We start from the raw sequence: 23,100 nt of genomic DNA, 5'->3' as shown, positions 1-23,100 counted from the left end.
GGCCATGTTCCTGCGTCGCTTCCTGCCCGATCGCTTCACCTGCGCGCTGATCATCACGGTGCTGCTGGCCAGCCTGCTGCCTTGCCGCGGCACGGCCGCCAGCGTGTTCAACGTGCTGACCGACCTGGCCATCGCGCTGCTGTTCTTCCTGCACGGTGCGAAGCTCTCCCGCGAGGCCGTGGTGGCGGGCATGACCCACTGGCGCCTGCACCTCACCGTGCTGGGCAGCACCTTCGTGCTGTTTCCGCTGCTGGGCCTGCTGCTGCGCCCGGTGCTGTCGCCGTTGGTCACGCCGGCGCTGTACCTGGGCGTGCTGTTCCTGTGCACGCTGCCTTCCACCGTGCAGTCATCCATCGCGTTTACCTCGATGGCACGCGGCAACGTACCGGCCGCGATCTGTTCTGCTTCCGCTTCGAGCCTGCTGGGTATCTTCATCACGCCGCTGCTGGTGGGTGTGATGCTGGAGTCGCATGGGCAGGGCGGCATGAACTGGGATTCCATCGGCGCCATCGTGCTGCAGTTGCTGGTGCCGTTCGTCGCCGGGCAGATCGCACAGCGCTGGATCGGGCGCTGGGTGGAACGCAACCGCGCGTTGCTGTCATATGTGGACCAGGGCTCGATCCTGCTGGTGGTGTACACCGCCTTCAGTGCGGCGGTGCTGCAGGGCCTGTGGAAGCAGATTCCGCTGCCGGTGCTGGGTGGTTTGCTGGTGGTCAATGCGGTGTTGCTGGCGATTGCCTTGCTGATCACGCGGTATGGCGCGCGTGCGCTGGGTTTCAATCGCGAGGATGAGATCACGATTGTGTTCTGTGGTTCGAAGAAGAGCCTGGCCAGTGGTGTGCCGATGGCGAAGGTGTTGTTCGCGGGGCACCCGCTGGGCACGATCGTGTTGCCGATCATGTTGTTTCATCAGATTCAGTTGATGACGTGTGCGGTGTTGGCAAGGAAGTATGCGGCGAGGCCGGTGGAGTTGAAGGGTGGGGTGGAGGTTGAGGGTGTGTCGGCGGCACGGTAAATGGGTGGTCGCCTCGCGGCTTCATTCTTATGACCGTCATTCCCGCGAAGGCGGGAGGCGCTGTTCAACCGCCGAGGGGCGGGTCATCCAGTGGCTTTGCTCTCTACCTTCGGTAGTCACGCAGGCGCCAGGTTGCCGCTTACGCAGCGGAGGCGTTTCGACCTCCTGCCGGAGGCCGAGTCACTTTTCTTTTGCTGGCCCAAAAGAAAAGTAACCCAAAGAAAATGGCCCTAAAGGCTGGCAGCATGCCGTAGGGAAAAGCCCGGGCGGCTGAGGAACGGTGTTGCTTGGCAACCTCCGCCTCTACACAGCGGGTACACCGAAGCGCTTCGCAACGCGCCGAAGCGGAGAGGACTTAACGCGGAGCGTCGTGCCTCTACGAGGCACATCCTTCCTTGCCCCTAGGGTGTTCACGTTGAACATCACCTATCGCTCGTCCTCTCCCGTTCGGGAGAGGACTGGGGTGAGCACTGAGGTGATAGAGAAACAGACTTCACACGGTGCGAGACACCCCCTGTAGGAGCGCACCTTGTGCGCGACCGCAGCGCCATGTCGATACCGCTCCGTCAGGCTGTCGCGCACAGAGTGCGCTCCTACAGACAAGCTAAGCCGGCACTCGATGTGTCATCGCGTCGCGATGTGCAGCGCAGCTGCACGAGCCTTCGGCTCCAGGCTTTTGACCTACCCGACCCCTTGAGCGGCGGTGAGGGGCGGACGACAGGCCCGCAGGGGGATCGGCAAGGATGCCGATCCCTTTTCGACAGGACATGGAGGTCCTGTCGAAAAGCCCGGCCGACCCTCACGCACTGGCCGGCTTCACCGGCCAGCGCCGCGATGGGGTGCTCTTTCTTTTGGTTACTTTTCTTTGAGCAAGCAAAGAAAAGTGACCCGGCCTCCGGCAGGAGGTCGGAACGCCCGCCGCGTAGGCGGCCAGATCGCGACAACGCTACACGCAACGACCCACGGCAAAGGCACTGGACCCCTGCCTCCGCAGGGGTGACGGCTAAAGAAGGAAGCTATGAGGCGAGCACCCGCCCCTCACCCCAACCCTCTCCCCGGCGGGGAGAGGGAGCAAAGCCTGCTGCCAGGAGAGGGCCAGTCCGTTGACAGAACAACCAAGCAAGACGCAAAGAAAAAGCCGCCCCAACGGAGCGGCCTTTCCATCATCCCCCTCGCCTGAAAAAGCGGGGGAGCAACAAAACCATCAATGACGGAAGTGACGAATCCCCGTAAACACCATCGCCATGCCGTGCTCGTCCGCCGCAGCGATCACTTCCGCATCGCGCATCGAACCACCCGGCTGGATCACGGCGCTGATGCCTGCGGCAGCGGCGGCATCGATGCCATCGCGGAACGGGAAGAACGCATCGGAAGCCATCACCGAACCGCGCACTTCAAGCTTCTCGTCGGCCGCCTTGATGCCCGCGATCTTGGCGCTGTACACGCGGCTCATCTGGCCCGCGCCCACGCCGATGGTCTGGCGGTTCTTCGCGTAGACGATGGCGTTGCTCTTGACGTACTTGGCGACCTTCCAGGCGAAGATCAGGTCGTCGATCTCGGCGGGCGTGGGTGCGCGCTGGGTGACGATCTTCAGGTCTTCGGCCTTGACCATGGCGCGGTCGGCAGTCTGGATCAGCAGGCCCGAGCCGACGCGGCGCGAGTCATTGCCCGGATGGGCCTTGGCCAGGTCGCCGTCGGCCGGCGGCGGGATTTCCAGCACGCGCACGTTGGTCTTCTTGAGGAACACCTTGAGCGCATCGTCTTCATAGCCGGGAGCAAGCACTACTTCGACGAACTGGCGGTCCACGATGGCCTTGGCCGTGGCCGCGTCCACCACGCGGTTGAAGGCGATGATGCCGCCGAACGCCGAGGTCGGGTCGGTCTGGTAGGCCAGGTCGTAGGCGCGGCCGATACCGTCCAGGCTCACCGCCACACCGCAGGGGTTGGCGTGTTTCACGATCACGCAGGCCGGCTTGGTAAAACTACGCACGCATTCCCACGCGGCGTCGGAGTCGGCGATGTTGTTGAACGACAGTTCCTTGCCCTGCAGCTGGCGGAACGTCGCCAGCGTGCCCGGCGCCGGATACAGGTCGCGGTAGAACGCAGCCTGCTGGTGCGGATTCTCGCCGTAGCGAAGATCCATCATCTTCACGAAGCGGCCATTGGCCTGCGCAGGGAACGCGTCGTGGCCCGCGATGGCGTCGTAGTTGTCGTTGAGCTTCAGCGCGGACAGATAGTCGCTGATGGCACCGTCGTAGTTGGATACACGGTTGAACGCGGCCACGGCGAGCTTGAAGCGCGTGGCACGGGCCAGGCCGCCATGGGATTCGATCTCGGCCAGCGCTTCGTCGTACTGGTCGGGCGAGGTCAGCACGCCGACGTCGTTCCAGTTCTTCGCTGCCGAACGCAGCATCGCGGGGCCGCCGATGTCGATGTTCTCGATGGCGTCTTCCAGCGTGCAGTCGGCGCGGGCCACGGTCTGCTCGAACGGATACAGGTTCAGCACCAGCAGGTCGATCGGCGCGATGTCCAGTTCCGTCATCACGGCGTCGTCGGTGCCGCGGCGACCCAGCAGGCCACCGTGGACCTTGGGATGCAGCGTCTTGACGCGACCGTCCATGATTTCCGGGAAGCTGGTGAGTTCGCTCACGTCCTTCACCGGGATGCCCGCGTCGCGCAACGCCTTGGCGCTGCCGCCGGTGGAGAGCAGCTCCACGCCGGCCTTGTGCAGGCGCTGGCCCAGCGTGATCAGCCCGGTCTTGTCAGAGACACTGAGCAGCGCGCGGCGAATGGGGGTTACGGCAGAGGCGGGCATGGCGGCTTCCAAGGCGGGGAAGCCGTGCATTATAGCCGTCTGGCGGCTGCGCCGCCCGGTGGCGACAGTGGCCACGCTTGGACGGCTAAATGCGGAGGCTGGCGCACCGGCTCACGCGGTGCGCTGAACAGGCAGGGGTGTTACAGCAGGCCGTGGGCGGCGAGCTTCTTGCGCAACGTGGCGCGGTTGATGCCGAGCACGGCAGCCGCGCGGCTCTGGTTGCCGTCGTGCCAGGCAAGCACTTCGCGCAGGAGCGGGCCTTCGACTTCGCGAATGACGAGCGCGTGCAGGCCCTCGTCGCATTCCGTATCGCCGATGTCGGCGAGGTAACGGCGCACGGTGCGGCTGACGCATTCGCTCAAGGCGCTCTGCGACGACGTCTCTTTCGGAGACTCGCTGGCAGGCAGTCTTACGGCGTTCACGGGCATTTCCCCTCACGTTCTAAGCAGTAGCTACGTAGGCCACTGCAATTGTTTATGGCAATACCGCGGGCGGCGGCTCGCATGGAACGCCGGGTGCAGCAGAGACGAAGGGGGGAGTTTACCCTCGCGTGGCGAGAATTTTAAGTACCCGGTTTGCAAGAAAGTCATGAGTCGACGCAAGCAAAATGTCCTATGGACATTTACTTGCGCCGATGGCACGACCTGTGCCTAGGGTCGCCGGCAAGCGGTGATGCATGAAAACGAACGCCAGGCCATCGGCCGAATGGATGGCTATTCGAAACCGAACTCGAACGCCACGGCCTTGCCGCCTGGATCTTCCACTTCAAGCATCAGCGCCGCACTGCCGCCAGCAGGGATGCCCTTCTGCAATACCGCAGCGTCGCCCAGGTATTCCGACGAGCGCAGCCGGCGCATGGCGAGCTTGTTGCCGTTGGCGTCGGACAGCGTGATCGATACGGTGGGATACGGCTGCGCGAAAGGCGCATCGTTGCGCAGGTTCGCGGTGATCAGCAGTGCGCCCGGCACCGACGGGTGTGCCTGTACGTCGCGGGCCACCAGGCTGAGGCGCGAGGTGTCCTGCACCAGCGGCAGTTCGCAGCCCAGTGAAGTGCAGGCCTGACGCAGCAGTGGGCCGGTGGTGTTGTCGGTGATCAACAGGTCGCGCTCGGCCCAGCCCAGCTGTGCGCCCAGGGCAAGCAGCAGCAGCGTGCAGGCGGTGATCCAGGGCCAGCGGCGCTTTTTCTCGGTCTGGCGGGCGAAGCGTGGCGCCACCACCAGGTCGGCGAACTCGTCGAGCACATCGCGCGGCGCCGGTGCCTCGGCCACGGCGGGCATCTCGGCAGGCGGCCGATACACCGCGAGGTCCAGCCGGGGCGGCAGGTCAGTTCGCGGGGGCGGCAGGTGCTGGAAGGGTTCCGGTGGCAGTTGGTCGCTGAGGCTGGCCAGCGCATCGAACACCGCGTCGCAATGCCCGCACACGACTTCGCCGCGCGCCTGCGCGAGCGTTTCCGTGTTCAGCGAGAACACCGTGAGGCATTCGGGGCATTGGGCGTACATGCGGACCGTGGTGATCGGACTCGTGGGCAAGCCTAGTGCACCGGGCGCGACAAATCACTCGCGCGCGGTTACGGATGTGAACCGTCGCTCAGCTACGGCGCTTGCCGCTGATGCGCACCCAGTCTTCCTGCGTGTCCACGCGCAGTTCGTCGAACCACTCGGCGTAACGCAACAGCAGTTCGTCTTCCTGGCCCTGCAGGATGCCGGAGATCGCGAACGGTGCGCCCGGCTTCGCGTTGGCGGCGAAGATGGGCGCAAGCTCGCCCAGCGGGCCGGCCAGGATGTTGGCGACGAATACGTCGGCAGGCGACGCAACGTGGTCTTCGGGCAGGGCCACGGACAGGCGATCGGCCACTTCGTTGCGCTCGGCGTTGTCCGCGGAGGCCGTGAGTGCCTGCGGATCGTTGTCCACGCCCACGGCGCTGGCGGCGCCCAGCTTGAGCGCGGCGATGGCGAGGATGCCCGAGCCGCAGCCGAAATCGACGACGGTCTTGCCCTTCAGGTCCAGGCTGTCCAGCCACTGCAGGCACATCGCGGTGGTGGGGTGCGTGCCGCTTCCGAAGGCGAGGCCGGGATCCAGTCGCACCACCACGATGTCCTCATCGGCGGGCGGCTCGATGTTCCACGGATAGATCCACAAGCGCTTGCCGAACGGCATGGGCTTGAACTGATCCATCCAGGCACGCTCCCAGTCCTCATCGGCCACGTCGCGGAACTGCAGGTGGTCGGGCTCGAGCCACGGCAGCAGGTCGACCAGTGCTTCGCTCAGGCCGCGGCGATCCGTGCCGTCCTCGAACAGCGCGTTGAGCGTGATGGTCGGCCACAGCGGCAACTCGCCCACGCCCGGCTCGAAGATGGCCTGTTCGTCCGGCGTTTCCGCGTCGGCGTCCTGCAGCGTGACGGACAGGGCGCCCAGATCGTCCAGCGCTTCCTCGACGCGAGGCTGCTGTTCGGCGCGGATGGTCAGGGAGAGTTCGAGCCAGGGCATGGGGTGTTCCTGCGGTTCAGGCGGGCATTGTCGCCGATGTGGGTGGCGGGGTGTGTTGCTGGCCGTCGTAACACCTGTAGGAGCGCACCCTGTGCGCGACCGCGGCCCCATGGCGTGCCTCACCGACGGGATATCGCGAAAGGGGCATCAGCGTGTGGCGGCAGGGCTTGCGACTGAGGTAAACCTCCCGTCTGCGGTCGCTCACAGGGTGAGCTCCTACAGGCAGCCGTTCGGTCGTTTGCTTACAACGCTTCCGGCCGCACGCCCAAAAAGCTGTCGTGCTTGCGATAGTGGTCCAGCGCGCGGGCCAGCTCGTCCAGCGTGGAGGCAGGATGGTGCCGGCGCTGCACGAACAGCACCTCGGCAAAATCGGCTGCTTCCAGGAAATGGCGCAGGTGATGTTGCGCGGCAAAGGGCGGCAGGGCTTCGCCGTGGTCGGCGATCAGCGCGTCGTCCTCATCGGAGACATGCGAGAGATACAGCCGGCACGAGGGCTCGGCAATGTGGCCGCGGATATAGACCCATGAATAGCGGTCCCAGCCGTCGCCTTCGTCGAACGCCTCGGTGATGGCGTCGATCGCTTCGCGGAGTGTGAGCAGTTCGGACATCGTCAGAAAGCAGACCGGCGAGCCGCGTGGGCGGCTCGCCGGCGAGACATCAGCCGCCGGTGGCGGCCTTTTCCTTCTGCTCGGCCATGCGCTTTTCCAGGTAGTGGATGTTCTGTCCACCGTGCTGGAAGCCGACGTCGGCCATGATGCGCTGCTGCAGCGGGATGTTGCACTTCACGCCTTCGATCACCGTCTCGGCGAGCGCCAGGCGCATGCGCGCGATGGCGGTTTCGCGATCCGGGCCGTGCACGATCAGTTTGCCGATCATCGAATCGTAGTTCGGCGGGATGCGGTAGCCGTCGTACAGGTGGGTGTCCACGCGCACGCCCGGGCCACCCGGTGCCTCGAAGCGCTTCACCGTACCCGGCGAAGGCAGGAAGTTGTCCGGATCTTCCGCGTTGATGCGGCACTCGATCGCGTGGCCGTGGATCTTGATGTCCGACTGTTTGATCGAGAGCTTTTCGCCACCGGCGATCAGCAGCTGCTCGCGCACCAGGTCGATGCCGGTGATCAGTTCCGTCACCGGATGCTCCACCTGGATACGGGTGTTCATCTCGATGAAGTAGAAGCGGCCGTCTTCGAACAGGAATTCGAAGGTGCCTGCGCCGCGATAGCCAATGCGGATGCAGGCGTCCACGCACACCTTGCCGATCTGCTCGCGCAGTTCCGGCGTGATGCCCGGCGCGGGCGCTTCTTCCACCACCTTCTGGTGGCGACGCTGCATGGAGCAGTCGCGCTCGCCCAGATGAATCGCGTGGCCCTGACCGTCGGCGAGCACCTGGATTTCCACGTGGCGCGGATTCTCCAGGAACTTCTCCATGTACACCTGATCGTTGCCGAAAGCGGCCTTCGCTTCCTGCTTGGTCATGGTGATGGCGTTGCCAAGGTGCGCTTCGGTGCGCACCACGCGCATGCCGCGACCACCACCGCCACCGGCGGCCTTGATGATCACCGGGTAGCCGATGTCACGCGCGATGCGCATGTTTTCGTCGACGTTGTCACCCAGCGGGCCGCCCGAGCCAGGCACGCACGGCACGCCGGCGGCCTTCATGGCGCGGATGGCTTCCACCTTGTCGCCCATCAGGCGGATCACATCGGCCGTGGGGCCGATGAAGATGAAGCCCGACTGCTCCACCTGTTCGGCGAAGTCGGCGCGCTCGGAGAGGAAGCCGTAACCTGGGTGGATGGCCTGGGCATCGGTGATTTCCGCCGCCGCGATGATGCGCGGGATGTTCAGGTAGCTGTCCGCAGACGGCGCGGGGCCGATGCAGATGGCTTCGTCGGCCAGGCCGACGTGCTTGAGGTTGCGGTCGGCGGTGGAGTGCACCGCCACGGTTTTGATGCCAAGGCTGTGGCAGGCGCGCAGCACGCGCAGCGCGATCTCACCACGGTTGGCAATGACGACTTTTTCGAGCATCGGCATAGGGGAGGGCCCGGCTTAGCCGATCACGAACATCGGCTGGTCGAATTCCACCGGCTGGCCGTTCTCGAGCAGGATGGCCTTCACGGTGCCGGCCACGTCGGCCTCGATCTGGTTGAACATCTTCATCGCCTCGATGATGCCCAGCGTCTCGCCGGCCTTGACCTGCTGGCCGACCTTCACGAAGGCGGCGGCGCCCGGGCTGGACGAGGCGTAGAAGGTGCCGACCATCGGTGCCTTCACCACATGGCCCGGCGGCAGGGCGGATTCGGCCGGGGCGGCTTCGGCGGCCACGGCGGCGACCGGTGCCCCGGCGACCGGGGCGGCCTGCACGGCGACCGGTGCGGCAACCGTCATGGCGCCCTTGGGCACGCGCGACAGGCGGACCACTTCTTCGCCTTCCTTGATCTCAAGTTCCGCGAGGTTGGATTCCTCGAGCAGGTCAATGAGCTTCTTGATCTTGCGCAGGTCCATGTTTCAAACCTTTTCGTTGAGGCCGTCGCAACGGCCGGATATGGAAAGTGGGGGCAAAGGGCCCGTGATTCAGGAGGCGGACGCGCCAGCGCGGTCCAGCCGGGTCAGGGCGGCATCCAGTGCCAGCCGGTAGCTGTCTGCGCCAAAGCCGCAGATCACGCCCACGGCGATGTCCGAGAGATAGGAGTGCCGGCGGAACGCCTCACGCGCATGCACGTTGGACAGGTGCAGCTCGATGAAGGGAATCGCCACGCCTGCCAGCGCGTCGCGCAGGGCAATGCTGGTGTGGGTGAAGGCACCCGGGTTGATCAGGATGATCGCCGTGCCATCCAGGCGGGCCTGGTGGATGCGGTCGATCAGCACGTGCTCGGCGTTCGACTGCAGCGACTCCAGCTCATGTCCGGCGGCCTGGGCACGCTGGACCAGCAGGGCGTCGATATCGGCCAGCGTGTCGCGGCCGTATACCTCCGGCTCGCGGCTTCCCAGCAGATTGAGATTGGGTCCGTGCAGGACCAGGATCTTCGCCACGCCGCTACCTTGGAATGAGCCGGCGGTGCCGGCGTCCGGCGCGGAGTGTGCGCGCCCCGGCGGATGTTGTCCAGTTCGGCGCAGTTCGGCGATGTTTGAAGGAGAAGTTAACGTTTAACCATCCGCCGACGTATGGGTGGCCAAAACCGCGTCACGGCGCGGTTGGCGTGGCCCATGCCTTGAGGTCGTCGGCGTCCAGCGGCCCGCGCCGGCTGAACAGCACGCGGCCGTTTTCATCCAGAAGCACGCTGTATGGCAGCACTTCGCCGACGTTCCCCAGCCGAAGCGAGGTGCTGGGCGCGTCGATGCTGCCCATAAGCACCGGGTAGTTGAGCGGATGGAGGGCGAGGAAGGCGCGCACCTTGGGCGCGTCGTCCATGGCGATGCCGACGATGAGAGGGCCGTTCTTGCCGGCCTTTTCGGCGACGTTTGCCTGTGCCTGCATCAGGGCGGGCATTTCCCTCAGGCACGGGCCGCACCAGGTGGCCCAGAAATTGAGCAGCACCCGGCGGCCCCGATACTCGGACAGGCGATGCTCCTTGCCGTCCAGCCCGGCGAGCGCCAGATCGGGGACGATGTCGTCCTTTTCGGCGACATGCACGCCTTCCGGCGCGCGGGCGCGCTGGCTGGCGTGCTGCAGCCAGCCGCCGAGGCCGGCCGCCAGCACGGCGGCGCCAAGGATGAACCAGTTGCTGCGGCTCATCATGGGTTGGTCGCGACCGGGGTGCCTGCCGCCTTGGTCAGGGCGTCTTCCACCAGCGAGGAGGTGAGCACGGTCGGCAGGCGGTTGCCGGTGCCACCGTCCTTGGGAAACACCACGTAGAGCGGTACGCCGGGCGAGTGGTATTCCTGCAGGAAAGCGGTGATGGCGGGGTCCTCATTGGTCCAGTCGCCCTTCATATAGACAGCGCCGGTCTTCTTCAGCAGGTCACGGAAGGCGTCCGTGTCGAGCACGGCGTGCTCGTTGGCCTTGCAGGTGACGCACCAGTCGGCGGTCATATCCACGAACACCGGCGTGCCGGCCTTGCGCAGTTCCGCCAGCCTGGCCGGGGTAAAGGCCACCGTGCCGTTGGCGGTGACAGCGCCCGCGCTGGCCGGCGCGGCGGTCGGCAGGCGCACAAGGGCATAGAGCGGAATCACGGTAAGCAAAGCCAGCACGACCACCAGCGAACGCTTGGCGCCACTGCTCCAGCGGCTCTTCTCGAACCACCACAGGGTCATCGCCAGCAGCACGGCAGCCACCAGCAGCAGACCCACGGCGTCCGGACCGCGCTGGTTGGCGAGCACCCAGGCCAGCCAGACGGCCGCCAGGTACATGGGGAAGGCCAGCACCTGCTTGAGCGTTTCCATCCACGCGCCCGGCCGAGGCAGCAGGCGGGCCAGCGCGGGGACGAAGCCGATCAGGAGGAATGGCAGGCACAGGCCCAGTCCCAGCGTGAAGAACACGAGCATGGCCTGTGCAGCCGGCGCGGCGAACGCAAAACCCAGCGCCGGGCCCATGAACGGGCCGGTGCACGGACTGGCGACCACCACGGCGAGCACGCCGACGAAGAAATCGCCGCGCCAGCCTTTCTGGCTCGCCAGCGAGCTGCCGACGTTGCCCAGCGAACCGCCGAACTGCACCACGCCGGACATCCACAGGCCGGCCGTCAGCATCACCAGCGCCAGTGCGGCGACCAGCAGCGGGTATTGCAGCTGCGCGCCCCAAGCCTTGGCGAGCGCCACCACGGCGGCACCGAGCACCACGAAGCTGGTCAGCACGCCGGCGCTATAGGTCAGCGCGTGGCTGCGGCGGCGCGCGGGACTCTCGCCGCTCTCGATCACCGATACCACCTTGATCGACAGCACCGGCAGCACGCAGGGCATCAGGTTGAGGATCAGGCCACCAAACAGCGCATACAACAGGGCGATGCCCAGGCCCACTTCGGTGGAGCGTGCAGGCGGCATTTCCGGCGCGGGCTCGGCTGCAGTGCCACTGGTCGGCGCGGCGCCGGCCAGATCGATGGACAGCGCGCGGGTCATCAGCGGGTAGCAGATGCCGCCGTCCAGGCAGCCCTGGAAGCTGGCTTCCAGATTCACCGTTTTCAGGCTGGCGGTATCGCCCTGGATGGCGACGGGCAGTTCCACCTGATCGAAGAACACCGTGGTCTTGCCGAAGTGCGCATCGTCGTGTTCGACGCCAGCCGGCCATTCGGGCTTGGCCAGCGAGAGGCCCTTGGCGTCCTTGAGCTTCAGCGCGGTCTGGTCGCGATACAGGTAATAGCCCTTGGGCATGGTCCAGCGCAGCAGCAGGTGCTGGCGATCCTTGGCGATGGCTTCCAGATGGAACGCCTGTTCCGCCGGCAAAGCCGCGCCGTCACTGGCGCCGCGGGTGGAGCCGAGCTTGCCCAGCGCCGCGCCCAGTGCGTCGCCTCCGCCAGCGGCCGGGCCGGCACCGGCGGGCACCGGCAGGGTCAGCTGTTCGGTATGCGGCGGGTAGCAGATCTTGGGCGTCACCTCGTGGCAGCCCTGGTATTGCACGCTGAGCTTCAGCTCGGTGCTGCCGGCCGCAACGGTATAGGGGACGGTGGCATCGACGCTGTGGTGATAGGTCTCCACGTCGCCGAGGTATTCGTCGTGGTGCTTCTCGCCGTCCGGCAGCTGCGCCTCGCCCAGGGTCACGCCATCGGCCGCCTTGAACTTCATGCGGCCGCGGTAGAGGTAATAGTCGGGCGCGATGGTCCAGTGCAGCTTCACCACGCCGGGCGTGGAGGCATCGGCGGTCAGCTTGTACGCCTCGGTGACCGGCAGCAGGCCGTCGAGATCGTCCTGCGCCAGCGCGGGCAGCGTGCCCATCAGCAGGCAGAGCAGGGTCAGGAAACGAGCGGCCAACCGGCCGGGATGGATCAGACGCATTGCGGCTCCAGCAGGGAGAGGTCCGCGCCGTGGCACAGGCGAACCGGGATTATGACGCAGCCCGGTGATTCAGGCTGGCCGGAAAGAGACCACCGTGAATCAGGCGCGTTCCGTCACTACTTCGTTCAACGCGGCCTCTCGGTTACGCGGGGGCAGCAGGCCGGTGGTCAGCGCCACGCCCAGCAGGATCACCACGCAGCCACCCGCCATGGCCAGCGTCACCGGCTCGTGCAGGAACAGCAGGCCCCACGCCACGCCGAACACCGGGATCAGGAACATCACCACCATGCTGCGCGAGGCGCCGACGCGGGCCATCAGGCTGTAGAACAGCACGTAGGCGAGCGAGGTGCAGAGGGCCGCCAGGCCCAGCACGGCCAGCCACGACGTCCAGCCCGGCGTGTGGGTGGGCCACATCCATACCGTAAGGGGCAGCAGCAACAACGCAGCGGCCAGCTGGCTGCCGGTGGCCACGCTGAGCGGCGTGACGCCGCTGCGCAGGCGGCGGTGGCTGTAGTGGGCGCCGAAGGCGTAGCAGACATTGGCGCCCAGGCACGCGGCCATGGCCCAGCCGGTGGCGTGCGCGCCACCGCTGAAACCCACGGTGCCGGCCACCAGCCACACCACGCCGGTGAAACCGACCACCAGGCCGCTGGCCTGCGTGGGGCTCAGCTTCTCGCCCAGCAGCATCCAGCCCGAGAGCGCCACCAGCAGCGGGGCGATGGCATCGGAAATGGCCGAGACACCCGCCGGCAGGCTGGTCGCCGCATAGGAGAACAGCACGAACGGCAGGGCGGAGTTGGCGATGCCGACGATGGCGATGTCACGCCAGTGCGTGCGCATCTCCACCAGTCGCGTGCGCGTCAGCAGGGGAATGGAGCAGATCGCCGCGCCAATGGCGCGCATGCCTGCCAGCGCCATGCCGCCGAATTCATCCGCGCCCATGCGCATGAACAGGAACGAGGCGCCCCAGATGGCTCCCAGCAACAGCAGTGCGGTGATGTCGGAGGTTTTCATGGTGGTTTTCGCTTATTGCTCGTCATCCCTGCGAAGGCAGGAGGCACTTTTCAACAGCCGAAGGGCTGGTCATCCAGTGCCTTGGTTCTCCACGTCTTGCGGGCACATGGAAAAGTCGCTGGATCCCTGCTTTCGCAGGGATGACGAAGGTGTGAGGTAGCTGTCTCTATGGAAGGCTAGCCGCCCATGGTGTCAGAACCTGTCAGCAGACTGCACCTTTGCGCAGGTCATGCCCTGGGTTTCGCTCCCTGGCCGAACAGCACGCGACGTTCTTCTTCGGACAGCGCCTGCTTGGGCTGGTACGCGTTCTCCACGCCCTCATAGGTGCGCAAGGTGGCCGGGCGCTGCGACATGGCGATGAACCAGCGCTCCAGATTCGGGAAGTCGGCCAGATCCTGGCCATGCGCCGCATGGGGCACGATCCACGGATAGCAGGCGATATCGGCAATGGAAAACTCACCCGCGATGAACTCGCGGCCGGCCAGCCGACGGTTGAGCACCCCGTACAGGCGGGCCACTTCGCGGGTATAGCGGTCGATGGCGTAGGGCACCTTCTCCGGCGCATACACATTGAAGTGTCCGATCTGGCCTGCCATGGGGCCCAGCCCGGAGACCTGCCAGAACAGCCACTCCAGTACTTCCACGCGGCCGGAAGTGTCCCTGGGAATGAACTGGCCAATCTTTTCGGCGAGGTACAGCAGGATCGCGCCCGACTCGAACACCGCCTGCGGCGCGCCGCCACCGGCGGGAGCGTGGTCGACGATGGCGGGAATCTTGTTGTTCGGCGAAATGGCCAGGAATTCGGGCTTGAACTGCTCGCCCTTGCCCAGGCTGACCGGGGTGATGAAGTAGGGCAGGCCGGCTTCTTCAAGAAACAGCTTGAGCTTCAGTCCGTTGGGCGTGGCGGCGAAATACAGCTCGATCATGGCGGGGCTCCGCTGAAGTGATGGACGCAGTCTCGGGGTTTCACTGGTCTTGAAAAAGATCCAGATCAGGGGAATTCTTTCGGACCAGTCAAACCACTCGGGCGCCCGCATGGACCAACCCCTGGCCTTTCCGCTGGATATACCCGTGCGCGGCCGGCTGCAGGCGCTGCACGCCCAGCTGCGGGCAGCCATTCTGGATGGACGGCTGCGTGCCGGCCAGACTCTGCCTTCGACTCGCGCCCTGGCCACCTCGCTGGGCGTATCGCGCAACACCGTGGTGGCGGCCTATGACCTGCTGCTCAGCGAGGGCTATGTGGTGTCGCGGCAAGGCGCAGGCTATGTGGTGGCACACGTCGGCTCTGGCCAGGCCAGCACGCCCCGCGTCACGGGGGCCGCCGAGATGCGCCTTCAGCCGCGGTGGCGCGATGCACGCATGTCGACCCCCATGAATGCCTTGCCGCCCACGCGTTACGACCTGCGCGTGGGGCTGCCGGACATCTCCCGTTTTCCGTTCGAGGCGTGGCGCAAGCTGTCGGCTCGTGCGCTGCGCGCGCTCAGCCGGGACATGTCGGCCTATGACGCTGCCGAAGGTCGCCTGGCGCTGCGTGAAGCCATTGCCGGGCATGTCTCGTTCACCCGCGCGGTGAGCTGCAGCGCGGCCGACATCATGGTGACGGGCGGTGCGCAGCAGGCCTTCGATCTGTTGGCGCGCATCCTGGTGACGCCGGGGCAGACCATCGTGGCAGTGGAAGACCCCGGCTATCCGCCCCTGCGCGCCGCCTTTGAAGCGGCCGGCGCCCGCGTGGTGCCAGTACCCATTGACGAGGAGGGCCTGATCGTCGAGCGGATTCCGCCGGAGGCCCGCGTGGTCTACGTGACTCCGTCGCACCAGTTTCCTGCTGGCATGGCGATGACCCCGGCGCGCCGCGCGGCCCTGCTCGACTTCGCGCGGCGACAGGGTGCGGTGATCGTGGAGGACGACTACGACGGCGAATTCCGTTACGGCGAGCGGCCACTGGATGCGCTGCAGACGCTGGATCGCGAAGGCACGGTGTTCTACGTCGGCACGTTCTCCAAGAGTCTGTTCCCGTCGCTGCGCCTGGGCTACGTGGTGGCGCCAGCGTGGGCCATGGCCGCGCTGGGCAGCGTGCGCCAGCTGGCGGACCGGCATAGCGATCTGCTGGCACAGGACACGCTGGCCCTGTTCATTGCCGAAGGTCACCTCGCGCGACACGTGCGGAAGATGCGGCGTATTTATGCGGAGCGTCGCGATGCCTTGCTCGAAGGCTTGGCCCGTCATGCAGTCGAGGCGTTGCGGCCGCTGGCCTCGGATGCGGGGCTGCACATCGCCGCGGAACTGGTGTGGCCAGTGGACGCGAGCCAGCTCGTGCGCGATGCCGTTGCGAAGGATGTGCGCATCGAAGCGCTGAGTGAGTATGCCGTCGGCCAAACCACGCCCAACGGCCTGGTGTTCGGCCTGGGGAGCGTGCCGGCCACGCGCATGGATGAAGTGGCGCGCCTGCTGGCCGACCTGCTCGAGGCGTATCGTCCGCGCTGACGCTGGTTCCCTCGTTTCCGCCCGAACTGGATCTGTCCGGCCACGGCATCGGCGAGGAGTATGCGAGGCCTCCCAGCCAAGGATGCTCGCCGTGCGTTACCTCGTCCTGTTCTGCCTGCTGTTGTCCTGCGCGTTCGTGCATGCGTCCGAGTCCGGCCAGTCACGCGCCGAATCGGCAGGACGCAGCCTGATCGGCCAACCCGCGCCACGCCTGGTGCTCAAGACCATCGACGGCCAGGCCATCGACCTCGCTGCGCTGGTCGGCAAGAAAGCCGTCTATCTGAAGTTCTGGGCCACCTGGTGCGTGCCCTGCCGGCAGCAGATGCCGCACTTCGAGCATGCCTTTGAAGAAGCGGGCCCCGATCTGGTCGTGATCGGCATCGACGTGGGCTTTGACGACAGCGTCGAGGAAGTGCGAAAAGTGCAGAAGGAACTGGGGCTCGGCATGCCCATGGTGTTCGACGATGGCTCGCTGGGCGAAGCCTTCCATCTGCGCGTGACGCCGCAGCATGTGGTGATCGGTCGCGACGGCCGCATCCTCTACGTGGGCCACGAGGCCAATGCCAGGCTGGATGCCGCGTTGGCGCAGGCTCGCAGCAGCTCGCCGGCCCCGGTTGCCGCCGTGGCTGCCGTACCGAAGGACGAACCGCATTACGACGTCGGCGACCGCGTGCCCGCGTTCGACGTGCATACGCTGGACGGCAAGTCGCTGCCCGCTTTCGGCGCCACGCCGGGACAGCCGACCGTGCTGATGTTTCTGTCGCCGTGGTGCGAGTCGTACCTGGCGAAAAGTCGCCCGGCGATGGCGCAGGGCTGCCGCACGGCACGCGAACGCGCCGAGGTACTGGCGCGTGACAACCATGCACGCTGGCTTGGTATCGCCTCGGGCCTGTGGGCGACTCGCGATGAACTGGCCGACTACCAGCGCGAGCACCATGTCGCCGTGCCGCTGGCGCTGGACGCGTCGGGCGCCCTGTTCCGGCGCTTCCGCGTGATGCACGTGCCCACCGTGATCGTGCTGGATGCACAGGGCAAGGTGCTGCGCCGTAGCGAGGATGTCGATGCCGCGCTGCCGGCATCGGCCGCGGTGACGGTGCGATGATCATGCGCTCCGCCCGTGTGCTTGCCTGGCTGATGATGATGGGCGTGATCGTGCCGGCGATGGCGACGCAGGACGAGTCACTGCTCACGGCAGCGCTGACCCGTGCACCCGGGCAGTCGCTGCAAGCCCTGCGCGTGACCTATGCGCCGGGCGAGGCGTCGAAGCCGCATTCGCATGACCGCGATGCCTACGTCTACGTGCTGCAAGGCCATGTGCGCAGCCAGGTGGAAGGCCAGCCCTTGCGCGTCTACGCGCCCGGCGAAAGCTGGTTCGAGCCGGCGGGCGCGCATCATCAGGTCAGTGCCAACGCCAGCCGCAGCGAACCGGCGACCTTCCTGGTCGTGTTCGTGGGCGCGCCGCCTGCTCAGCCCGGATCGCGCACCCAGTCCAGATAGGGCCGATGTCCCTCGGCCACCGGCACGGCGATCAGCTCCGGCAACTCGTACGGATGCAGGGCCACCAGTCGCTCTTTCAGCGCGGGGAAGCGCGCGGCGGTGGTCTTGATCAGCAGCAGCTCCTCGCTGTCGGTCACGACCTCGCCTTTCCAGCGATAGGTGGAGGCGACAGTAGGAATGCGGTTCACGCAGGCGGCCAGGCGTTCGCCCACCAGCGCTTCGGCCAGTTTCTGCGCGCTGGCGACATCGGGGCAGGTGCAATAGCAGAGCAGCACGGTATCGGACATCACGACCTCGAGGACATCAGTCCGTAATTCGCGAATTTCGCGAGCACGTCGGTGACTTCGGCGTCGGTGAGCATCACCGGCGCGCCTATCTGCAGCGCCAGGGCGTACTGGCGGGCCAGGTTCTCCACTTCTACGGCTCGCCACATGGCCTGCGCCAGCGAGCTGCCCAGCGCGATCATGCCGTGGTTGGCCATCAGGCAGGCCAGCCGGCCTTCCAGCGCGGCGATCACCGCATCGGACAGGGCCTGGGTGCCATAGGTGTGGTAGCTGGCGCAGCTGATGGAGTCCCCACCGCCCACCGCGATCATGTAATGAGCGGGCGGAATGCCCCGGCGGCACATCGCCAGCGCGGTGGCGTAGGGCGGATGAACGTGGACCACGGCCCCGGCATCGGGACGGGCCAGGTAGATGTCCCGGTGGAAGCGCCACTCGCTGGAAGGGCGCTGGCCGGCTGGCCACTGCCCGTCGCCGTCGACCAGCACGATGCCCTCGGGGACGATCGCATCGTAGGGCGTGCCGCTGGGTGTGATCAGGAAACCCTCGCCACAACGGGTACTTAGGTTGCCCGATGTGCCCTGGCTGAGGCCGGAGGCGGCCAGCCGGGCGCCTTGCTCCACAAGGTCCTGGCGCAGCGTCAGTTCATCGCTCACGGGCGGGTAGCCTGATGGGAACAGGCCGGCATGGTCGTCCGTCCCATGGCTCCTGTCGATAGAAAAGCCGCGAATTTCTGTACCCGGCGCCTTGAAAGCCTCCCGCGGCTCCCCCATTGGAAAGTTCAGCCACCGGACCGGCGCCTCTTGCAGGGGGCTTTTGCGTCGCTATGATTGGCACTCACCCTTGGAGAGTGCTAGCAGCGCCAGCAACGGCGTCGCTCCGGGGTCCCGAATCCTGTTCAACCATTCAACCGAAGCTGGAGCCCATCCCATGAGCAAACTGCGTCCGCTGCACGATCGCGTCATCGTCAAGCGCCTCGAAGAAGAGCGCGTCTCCGCTGGCGGCATCGTCATCCCCGACAGCGCCGCCGAAAAGCCGACCCGCGGCAAGGTCATCGCTGCCGGCACCGGCCGCATCCTGGAAGACGGCAAGGTCCGCCCGATGTCCGTGAAGGAAGGCGACACCGTGCTGTTCGGCAAGTACGCCGGCCAGGAAATCAAGATCGACGGCGAAGAGCTGGTCTTCCTGAAGGAAGACGACATCGTGGCCGTGATTGAAGGCTGATCTTTGACCTTAGGCCCTGGTTTAGCGCGATAACCGCGCTTCCGGGGCCGCAAGATCAAGATCAAGAACCCATTCCTAATTTCAAAATTTTTGAGGCAAAAATTTTATGGCAGCTAAAGAAGTCCGCTTCGGCGAAGACGTCCGCGCCCGCATGCTCAAGGGTGTGAACACCCTGGCCAATGCCGTGAAGGTCACCCTGGGTCCGAAGGGCCGCAACGTGGTGCTCGAGAAGAGCTTCGGCGCCCCGACCGTCACCAAGGACGGCGTGTCCGTGGCGAAGGAAATCGAACTGGCCGACAAGTACGAGAACATCGGCGCGCAGATCGTCAAGGAAGCCGCTTCCAAGACCTCCGACGTGGCCGGCGACGGCACCACCACTGCCACCGTGCTGGCTCAGGCGTTCATCCAGGAAGGCCTCAAGGCCGTTGCCGCCGGCATGAACCCGATGGACCTGAAGCGCGGTATCGACCAGGCCGTCGTGGCCGCCGTGGGCGAGCTCAAGAAGCTCTCCAACCCCACCGCTGACGACAAGGCCATCGCCCAGGTCGGCACCATCTCCGCCAACTCCGATTCCGCCATCGGCGAGATCATCGCCACCGCGATGAAGAAGGTCGGCAAGGAAGGCGTGATCACGGTTGAAGAAGGTTCGGGTCTCGAGAACGAACTGGACGTCGTCGAAGGCATGCAGTTCGACCGCGGCTACCTGTCGCCGTACTTCATCAACAACCAGCAGTCGCAGCAGGTTGAACTGGACGACCCGTTCATCCTCATCCACGACAAGAAGATCTCCAACGTGCGCGAGCTGCTGCCGGTCCTCGAGGCCGTCGCCAAGGCTGGCAAGCCGCTGCTGATCGTCGCCGAAGAAGTGGAAGGCGAAGCGCTGGCCACCCTGGTGGTCAACACCATCCGCGGCATCGTGAAGGTTGCCGCCGTGAAGGCGCCGGGCTTCGGTGACCGTCGCAAGGCCATCCTGGAAGACATCGCCATCCTGACCAACGGCGTGGTGATCTCCGAGGAAGTGGGCCTGGCCCTGGACAAGGCCACCATCACGGACCTGGGCCGCGCCAAGCGCGTGGTGATCACCAAGGAAAACACCACCATCATCGACGGCGCCGGCGAAGCCGAGCGCATCCAGTCGCGCATCGGCCAGATCAAGGCGCAGATCGAAGAGACCTCTTCGGACTACGACCGCGAGAAGCTGCAGGAGCGCGTGGCCAAGCTGGCTGGCGGCGTGGCCGTCATCAAGGTTGGCGCTGCCACCGAAGTGGAAATGAAGGAAAAGAAGGCCCGCGTCGAAGACGCCCTGCACGCCACGCGCGCAGCCGTTGAAGAAGGCGTGGTCCCGGGCGGCGGCGTCGCCCTGATCCGTTCGCTCAAGGCTGTCGAAGGCCTGAAGGGTGCCAACGCTGACCAGGACCTGGGCATCGCCATCACCCGTCGCGCCCTGGAAGCCCCGCTGCGCGCCATCGTCGCCAACGCCGGTGACGAGCCGTCGGTGGTGCTGAACGCCGTGAAGGAAGGCAAGGGCAACTTCGGCTACAACGCGGCCACCGGTGAATTCGGCGACATGATTGCCTTCGGCATCTTGGACCCGACCAAGGTGACCCGTTCGGCCCTGCAGTTCGCCGCCTCGGTGGCTGGCTCGATCATCACGACCGAAGCGGCCGTGACCGAAGTGCCGAAGAAGGAAGAAGGCCATTCGCACGGTGCGCCGGGCGGCATGGGCGGCATGGGTGGCATGGACTTCTAAGTCCTCGCCTTCCAGGCATCGCAATAAAAGAAAACCCCGCCTTGTGCGGGGTTTTCTTTTGGACGTCCAAACGATCCGGACCGGCTCAGCCGGTGGCGAGCACGGCCCGGCTGCGCAGGCTCAGTGACACCACGCAGGTAGCGGCGATCAGGGTGACGGCGCTGGCCAGGAACACGCCCCGGGCGCCGCTGTTGTCGAAGATCGCGCCACCCACGGCGGCACCGAGGGTGATGGCCAGCTGCACGGCCGCCACGAACAGGCCGCCACCGCTTTCCGCCTCATCGGGCACGGTGCGGGTGATCCAGGTGGACCAGGCCACCGGTACCGCACCGAACGCCATGCCCCACAGCGACACGAGCACGGCGTGGGCAATGGGCAGGCGTCCCAGTACGACCAGGGCGAAGCCGATGATGCCCATCAGCAGTGGCATCGCGAGAAGGGTGAAGTGCAGGCTGCGTTCCAGTAGCAGGCCGGCCAGCGAGGTGCCCAGGAAGTTGGCCACGCCAAAGCCCAGCAGGATCACCGACAGCCCCTGGATGCCGACGCCGGTTTCGTTCTCCAGGAACGGCCGCAGGTAGGTGAAGAAGGCAAAGTGGCCGGTGAACACAAGCAGGCAGGCCAGGATGCCGCGGCCCATGCCCGGTCGCTGAAGCACCTCGACCATCGTGCGCAGGCGGGTTTCTCCGTTGGGCGCCATGCGGGGCAGGGTGGCCAGCTGCCACAGCAACGCGAGCGCGCCCAGCACCACGGCCAGCAGGAACACATTGCGCCAGCCGATCAGGTGGCCGAAGTAGCTGCCCATGGGCGCGGCCGCGATGGTGGCCAGCGACACGCCGCTGAACATGATGGACAGCGCGCGCGGCACCATCGCCTCGGGCACCAGCCGCATCGCGGTGGCGGCGGACATGGTCCAGAACCCGCCGATGGCGATGCCCAGCAGCACACGACCGGCCAGCACCAGGGCCAGCGTGGGTGCGTAGGCGACCAGCAGGTTCGATGCGATGAGCAGCACCGAGAAGGCCAGCAACACATGGCGGCGGTCGATCCGGCGAGTGGCACTGGAGATCAGCAGGCTGGTGACCATGGCGACTGCTGCCGTAACGGTGACGGCTTGTCCCGCCAGGCCCTCGGTGACGCCCAGGCTCGCCGCCATGGGGGTGAGCAGGCTGGCCGGCAGGAATTCCGCCGTGACGAGCCCGAACACGCCCAGGGACAGCGAGAAGACCGCTCCCCAGGCCGGGGTTTCGTTGGCCGGGCGGGTGCCGGCGACCTCCAGACAAACATTCATGGCGACGGTCCTTTTTGATGCGCTGCAAAACGAGGAGCGCAGGCTACGTCGCCCTGTCCGGATGGTCTATGATGGCAAGACCGCAATTTTTGATTAATCGTCCGGACTATTGCCGTGCCCAGACCAACCCTGACGGATGCCCCCGTGGCGGATGTGCCGGACCTGGCCAGCGAGCTGCTGCTGGGCATGCGCCTGGTGGGCGTGCAGTACAAGCGGATCGAAGTGACCGCCCCGTTCGGGCTGGGCTTCGGCCACCTGCCGGGGCGGGCGCAGTTCCACTTCGTCGGGCGTGGCCCGGTGTACCTGCGCAGTGCCAGCGGCGCGCTTCACCGCCTGGAGACGGGCGATGCCGCGCTGCTGCCGCAGGGCGGGCCGCATTCGCTGCGCTCTTCGCCGGACATCCCCTGCACTGACATTTCCACCTTCGAGTCGGTCGACCTGTGCGCGACGGTATGCAGCGTGCGACCCGCCGACTGCCGTGGTGATGCGCTGGTATTCACCGGTTGCATGGAATTCGACCTCGGCGGCATGCAGATGCTGGTGGCCTCGATGCCCGAAGTGATGCTGGTCGGCACCCTGCTGAGTCGCTCGCCCGAACTGCGCACGATGCTCGACGCCATGGAGCAGGAGGCGCAGGCGCGGCGGGCCGGTTCTGCCGGCATCCTGGCCCGCCTGGCTGATGTGGTATCCGCCTTCATCGTGCGCGGCTGGGTGGAATGCGGTTGTGGCGACGCCACCGGCTGGGTGCAGGCCCTGCGCGATCCGCGCCTGGGCAAGGTCATCCTGGCCTTGCACCGGGAACCGGGGCGGCCGTGGACGGTGGCCGATCTGGCCGCGGAAATGGGCACCTCCCGCTCGGTGTTCGCCGAGCGCTTCCTGGCCGTGACCGGCATGACGCCGCTGCGCTATCTGACCGAGCTGCGCATGCGGCTGGCGGCCGAGTGGATCGGCCGTGACCGGGAGCCCATCGAAAGCGTGGCCTACCGGCTGGGCTATGGCTCGCTGGCGGCATTCAGCCGGGCGTTCAAGCGGACGATGGGGCGCCCTCCCGGCGCGATGCGGGCTTAGCCGGTCCTCGCCGCCGGTGCTCGCGGCCGACGCGGGTCACCGAAAAAAACTTTCCCGGGTCATTTCCGTTTTGGTCGGCTCGCACGTCATAGCTTCTGTCACAGTCATCAGCGGGTCGGCGAGCCTTGAACGAAAGGAATCATCAGCCAGGGGAGGATCCCCTGGACGCCGATCTGGTGTTCGCGGCTAGCGGCTGCGCCTATGCGGCGCAACGCTCCCTGGAGCGCGAATTGCGGTGGGCGGGGTTACCTG

Annotated in this window: 22 protein-coding genes; 7 read left to right on the top strand and 15 right to left on the bottom strand. The window is 66.2% G+C overall.

Features of this window, described 5'->3' with window-relative positions; translation table 11 throughout:
- Positions 1 to 4: 4 nt before the first annotated feature.
- Positions 5 to 1,015, top strand: coding sequence for a bile acid:sodium symporter family protein (locus H8F01_RS07640; protein WP_187058399.1), 1,011 nt, complete (start codon positions 5 to 7; stop codon positions 1,013 to 1,015).
- A gap of 1,204 nt (positions 1,016 to 2,219) precedes the next feature.
- Here the strand turns inward: H8F01_RS07640 and purH are convergent.
- The 12 genes from purH to H8F01_RS07580 form a co-directional block, all read right to left on the bottom strand.
- Positions 2,220 to 3,830, bottom strand: a complete 1,611-nt coding sequence (gene purH / locus H8F01_RS07635) for a bifunctional phosphoribosylaminoimidazolecarboxamide formyltransferase/IMP cyclohydrolase (RefSeq protein ID WP_187058398.1) — start codon at positions 3,828 to 3,830, stop codon at positions 2,220 to 2,222.
- Positions 3,831 to 3,970: 140 nt separating this feature from the next.
- Complete coding sequence (locus H8F01_RS07630; RefSeq protein ID WP_046970233.1) at positions 3,971 to 4,258, bottom strand: helix-turn-helix domain-containing protein; 288 nt, start codon at positions 4,256 to 4,258, stop codon at positions 3,971 to 3,973.
- Between the two features lie 285 nt (positions 4,259 to 4,543).
- Positions 4,544 to 5,359, bottom strand: coding sequence for a zinc-ribbon and DUF3426 domain-containing protein (locus H8F01_RS07625; protein ID WP_238481188.1), 816 nt, complete (start codon positions 5,357 to 5,359; stop codon positions 4,544 to 4,546).
- A gap of 58 nt (positions 5,360 to 5,417) precedes the next feature.
- Entirely contained in the window at positions 5,418 to 6,317 is a 900-nt protein-coding gene (gene prmA, locus H8F01_RS07620) for a 50S ribosomal protein L11 methyltransferase (RefSeq protein WP_187058397.1), read from the bottom strand.
- Positions 6,318 to 6,559: 242 nt separating this feature from the next.
- On the bottom strand, positions 6,560 to 6,925 hold the full coding sequence (locus tag H8F01_RS07615; protein ID WP_187058396.1) for a DUF7716 domain-containing protein: 366 nt from the start codon (positions 6,923 to 6,925) through the stop codon (positions 6,560 to 6,562).
- A gap of 49 nt (positions 6,926 to 6,974) precedes the next feature.
- Positions 6,975 to 8,342, bottom strand: a complete 1,368-nt coding sequence (accC, locus tag H8F01_RS07610) for an acetyl-CoA carboxylase biotin carboxylase subunit (protein WP_187059204.1) — start codon at positions 8,340 to 8,342, stop codon at positions 6,975 to 6,977.
- 21 nt (positions 8,343 to 8,363) lie between these two features.
- Complete coding sequence (gene accB, locus H8F01_RS07605; RefSeq protein WP_187058395.1) at positions 8,364 to 8,819, bottom strand: acetyl-CoA carboxylase biotin carboxyl carrier protein; 456 nt, start codon at positions 8,817 to 8,819, stop codon at positions 8,364 to 8,366.
- Between the two features lie 69 nt (positions 8,820 to 8,888).
- On the bottom strand, positions 8,889 to 9,347 hold the full coding sequence (gene aroQ / locus H8F01_RS07600; RefSeq protein WP_187058394.1) for a type II 3-dehydroquinate dehydratase: 459 nt from the start codon (positions 9,345 to 9,347) through the stop codon (positions 8,889 to 8,891).
- A 151-nt stretch (positions 9,348 to 9,498) separates the two neighbouring features.
- Positions 9,499 to 10,053, bottom strand: a complete 555-nt coding sequence (locus H8F01_RS07595) for a TlpA family protein disulfide reductase (protein WP_187058393.1) — start codon at positions 10,051 to 10,053, stop codon at positions 9,499 to 9,501.
- Positions 10,050 to 12,242: a protein-disulfide reductase DsbD family protein gene (locus tag H8F01_RS07590; RefSeq protein WP_187058392.1), complete on the bottom strand. Its 2,193-nt coding sequence runs from the start codon at positions 12,240 to 12,242 to the stop codon at positions 10,050 to 10,052. The genes H8F01_RS07595 and H8F01_RS07590 overlap by 4 nt, the downstream gene beginning before the upstream one ends.
- A gap of 99 nt (positions 12,243 to 12,341) precedes the next feature.
- The gene (locus H8F01_RS07585) at positions 12,342 to 13,256 is read right to left on the bottom strand and encodes a DMT family transporter (protein ID WP_187058391.1); all 915 of its coding nucleotides are present in this window, start codon (positions 13,254 to 13,256) and stop codon (positions 12,342 to 12,344) included.
- A gap of 227 nt (positions 13,257 to 13,483) precedes the next feature.
- A complete protein-coding gene (locus H8F01_RS07580; RefSeq protein ID WP_187058390.1) occupies positions 13,484 to 14,182 on the bottom strand; it encodes a glutathione binding-like protein in 699 nt (232 codons plus the stop codon).
- A gap of 109 nt (positions 14,183 to 14,291) precedes the next feature.
- On the opposite strand from H8F01_RS07580, the gene pdxR reads away from it, so the two are divergent.
- The 3 genes from pdxR (at position 14,292) to H8F01_RS07565 (ending at position 17,237) form a co-directional block, all read left to right on the top strand.
- Entirely contained in the window at positions 14,292 to 15,740 is a 1,449-nt protein-coding gene (pdxR, locus tag H8F01_RS07575) for a MocR-like pyridoxine biosynthesis transcription factor PdxR (RefSeq protein WP_187058389.1), read from the top strand.
- A 91-nt stretch (positions 15,741 to 15,831) separates the two neighbouring features.
- The gene (locus H8F01_RS07570; protein ID WP_187058388.1) at positions 15,832 to 16,842 is read left to right on the top strand and encodes a TlpA family protein disulfide reductase; all 1,011 of its coding nucleotides are present in this window, start codon (positions 15,832 to 15,834) and stop codon (positions 16,840 to 16,842) included.
- 2 nt (positions 16,843 to 16,844) lie between these two features.
- Positions 16,845 to 17,237: a cupin domain-containing protein gene (locus H8F01_RS07565; RefSeq protein ID WP_187058387.1), complete on the top strand. Its 393-nt coding sequence runs from the start codon at positions 16,845 to 16,847 to the stop codon at positions 17,235 to 17,237.
- Here the strand turns inward: H8F01_RS07565 and cutA are convergent.
- A complete protein-coding gene (gene cutA / locus H8F01_RS07560) occupies positions 17,207 to 17,524 on the bottom strand; it encodes a divalent-cation tolerance protein CutA (RefSeq protein WP_187058386.1) in 318 nt (105 codons plus the stop codon). The genes H8F01_RS07565 and cutA overlap by 31 nt on opposite strands.
- A complete protein-coding gene (locus H8F01_RS07555; protein ID WP_187058385.1) occupies positions 17,524 to 18,174 on the bottom strand; it encodes a class II aldolase/adducin family protein in 651 nt (216 codons plus the stop codon). Before H8F01_RS07555 ends, cutA begins: the two co-directional genes overlap by 1 nt.
- A gap of 274 nt (positions 18,175 to 18,448) precedes the next feature.
- Here H8F01_RS07555 and groES point away from each other — a divergent pair, with 274 nt between their 5' ends.
- Together groES and groL are read left to right on the top strand one after the other, a co-directional pair.
- Positions 18,449 to 18,742, top strand: coding sequence for a co-chaperone GroES (gene groES, locus H8F01_RS07550; RefSeq protein ID WP_187058384.1), 294 nt, complete (start codon positions 18,449 to 18,451; stop codon positions 18,740 to 18,742).
- A 106-nt stretch (positions 18,743 to 18,848) separates the two neighbouring features.
- The gene (gene groL / locus H8F01_RS07545; protein WP_187058383.1) at positions 18,849 to 20,492 is read left to right on the top strand and encodes a chaperonin GroEL; all 1,644 of its coding nucleotides are present in this window, start codon (positions 18,849 to 18,851) and stop codon (positions 20,490 to 20,492) included.
- Between the two features lie 85 nt (positions 20,493 to 20,577).
- Here groL and H8F01_RS07540 read toward each other — a convergent pair whose 3' ends face one another.
- Positions 20,578 to 21,780, bottom strand: a complete 1,203-nt coding sequence (locus tag H8F01_RS07540; protein WP_187058382.1) for an MFS transporter — start codon at positions 21,778 to 21,780, stop codon at positions 20,578 to 20,580.
- Positions 21,781 to 21,894: 114 nt separating this feature from the next.
- Here H8F01_RS07540 and H8F01_RS07535 point away from each other — a divergent pair, with 114 nt between their 5' ends.
- The gene (locus tag H8F01_RS07535; RefSeq protein WP_238481187.1) at positions 21,895 to 22,848 is read left to right on the top strand and encodes an AraC family transcriptional regulator; all 954 of its coding nucleotides are present in this window, start codon (positions 21,895 to 21,897) and stop codon (positions 22,846 to 22,848) included.
- Positions 22,849 to 23,100: the final 252 nt, after the last annotated feature.

Origin of the sequence: Dyella telluris, from assembly GCF_014297575.1 — a bacterium.
GTDB classification, from domain to species: Bacteria; Pseudomonadota; Gammaproteobacteria; order Xanthomonadales; family Rhodanobacteraceae; genus Dyella; species Dyella telluris.
Note: the sequence above shows the minus strand (reverse complement) of the source record. Positions and strands in the feature narration are given on the sequence as shown.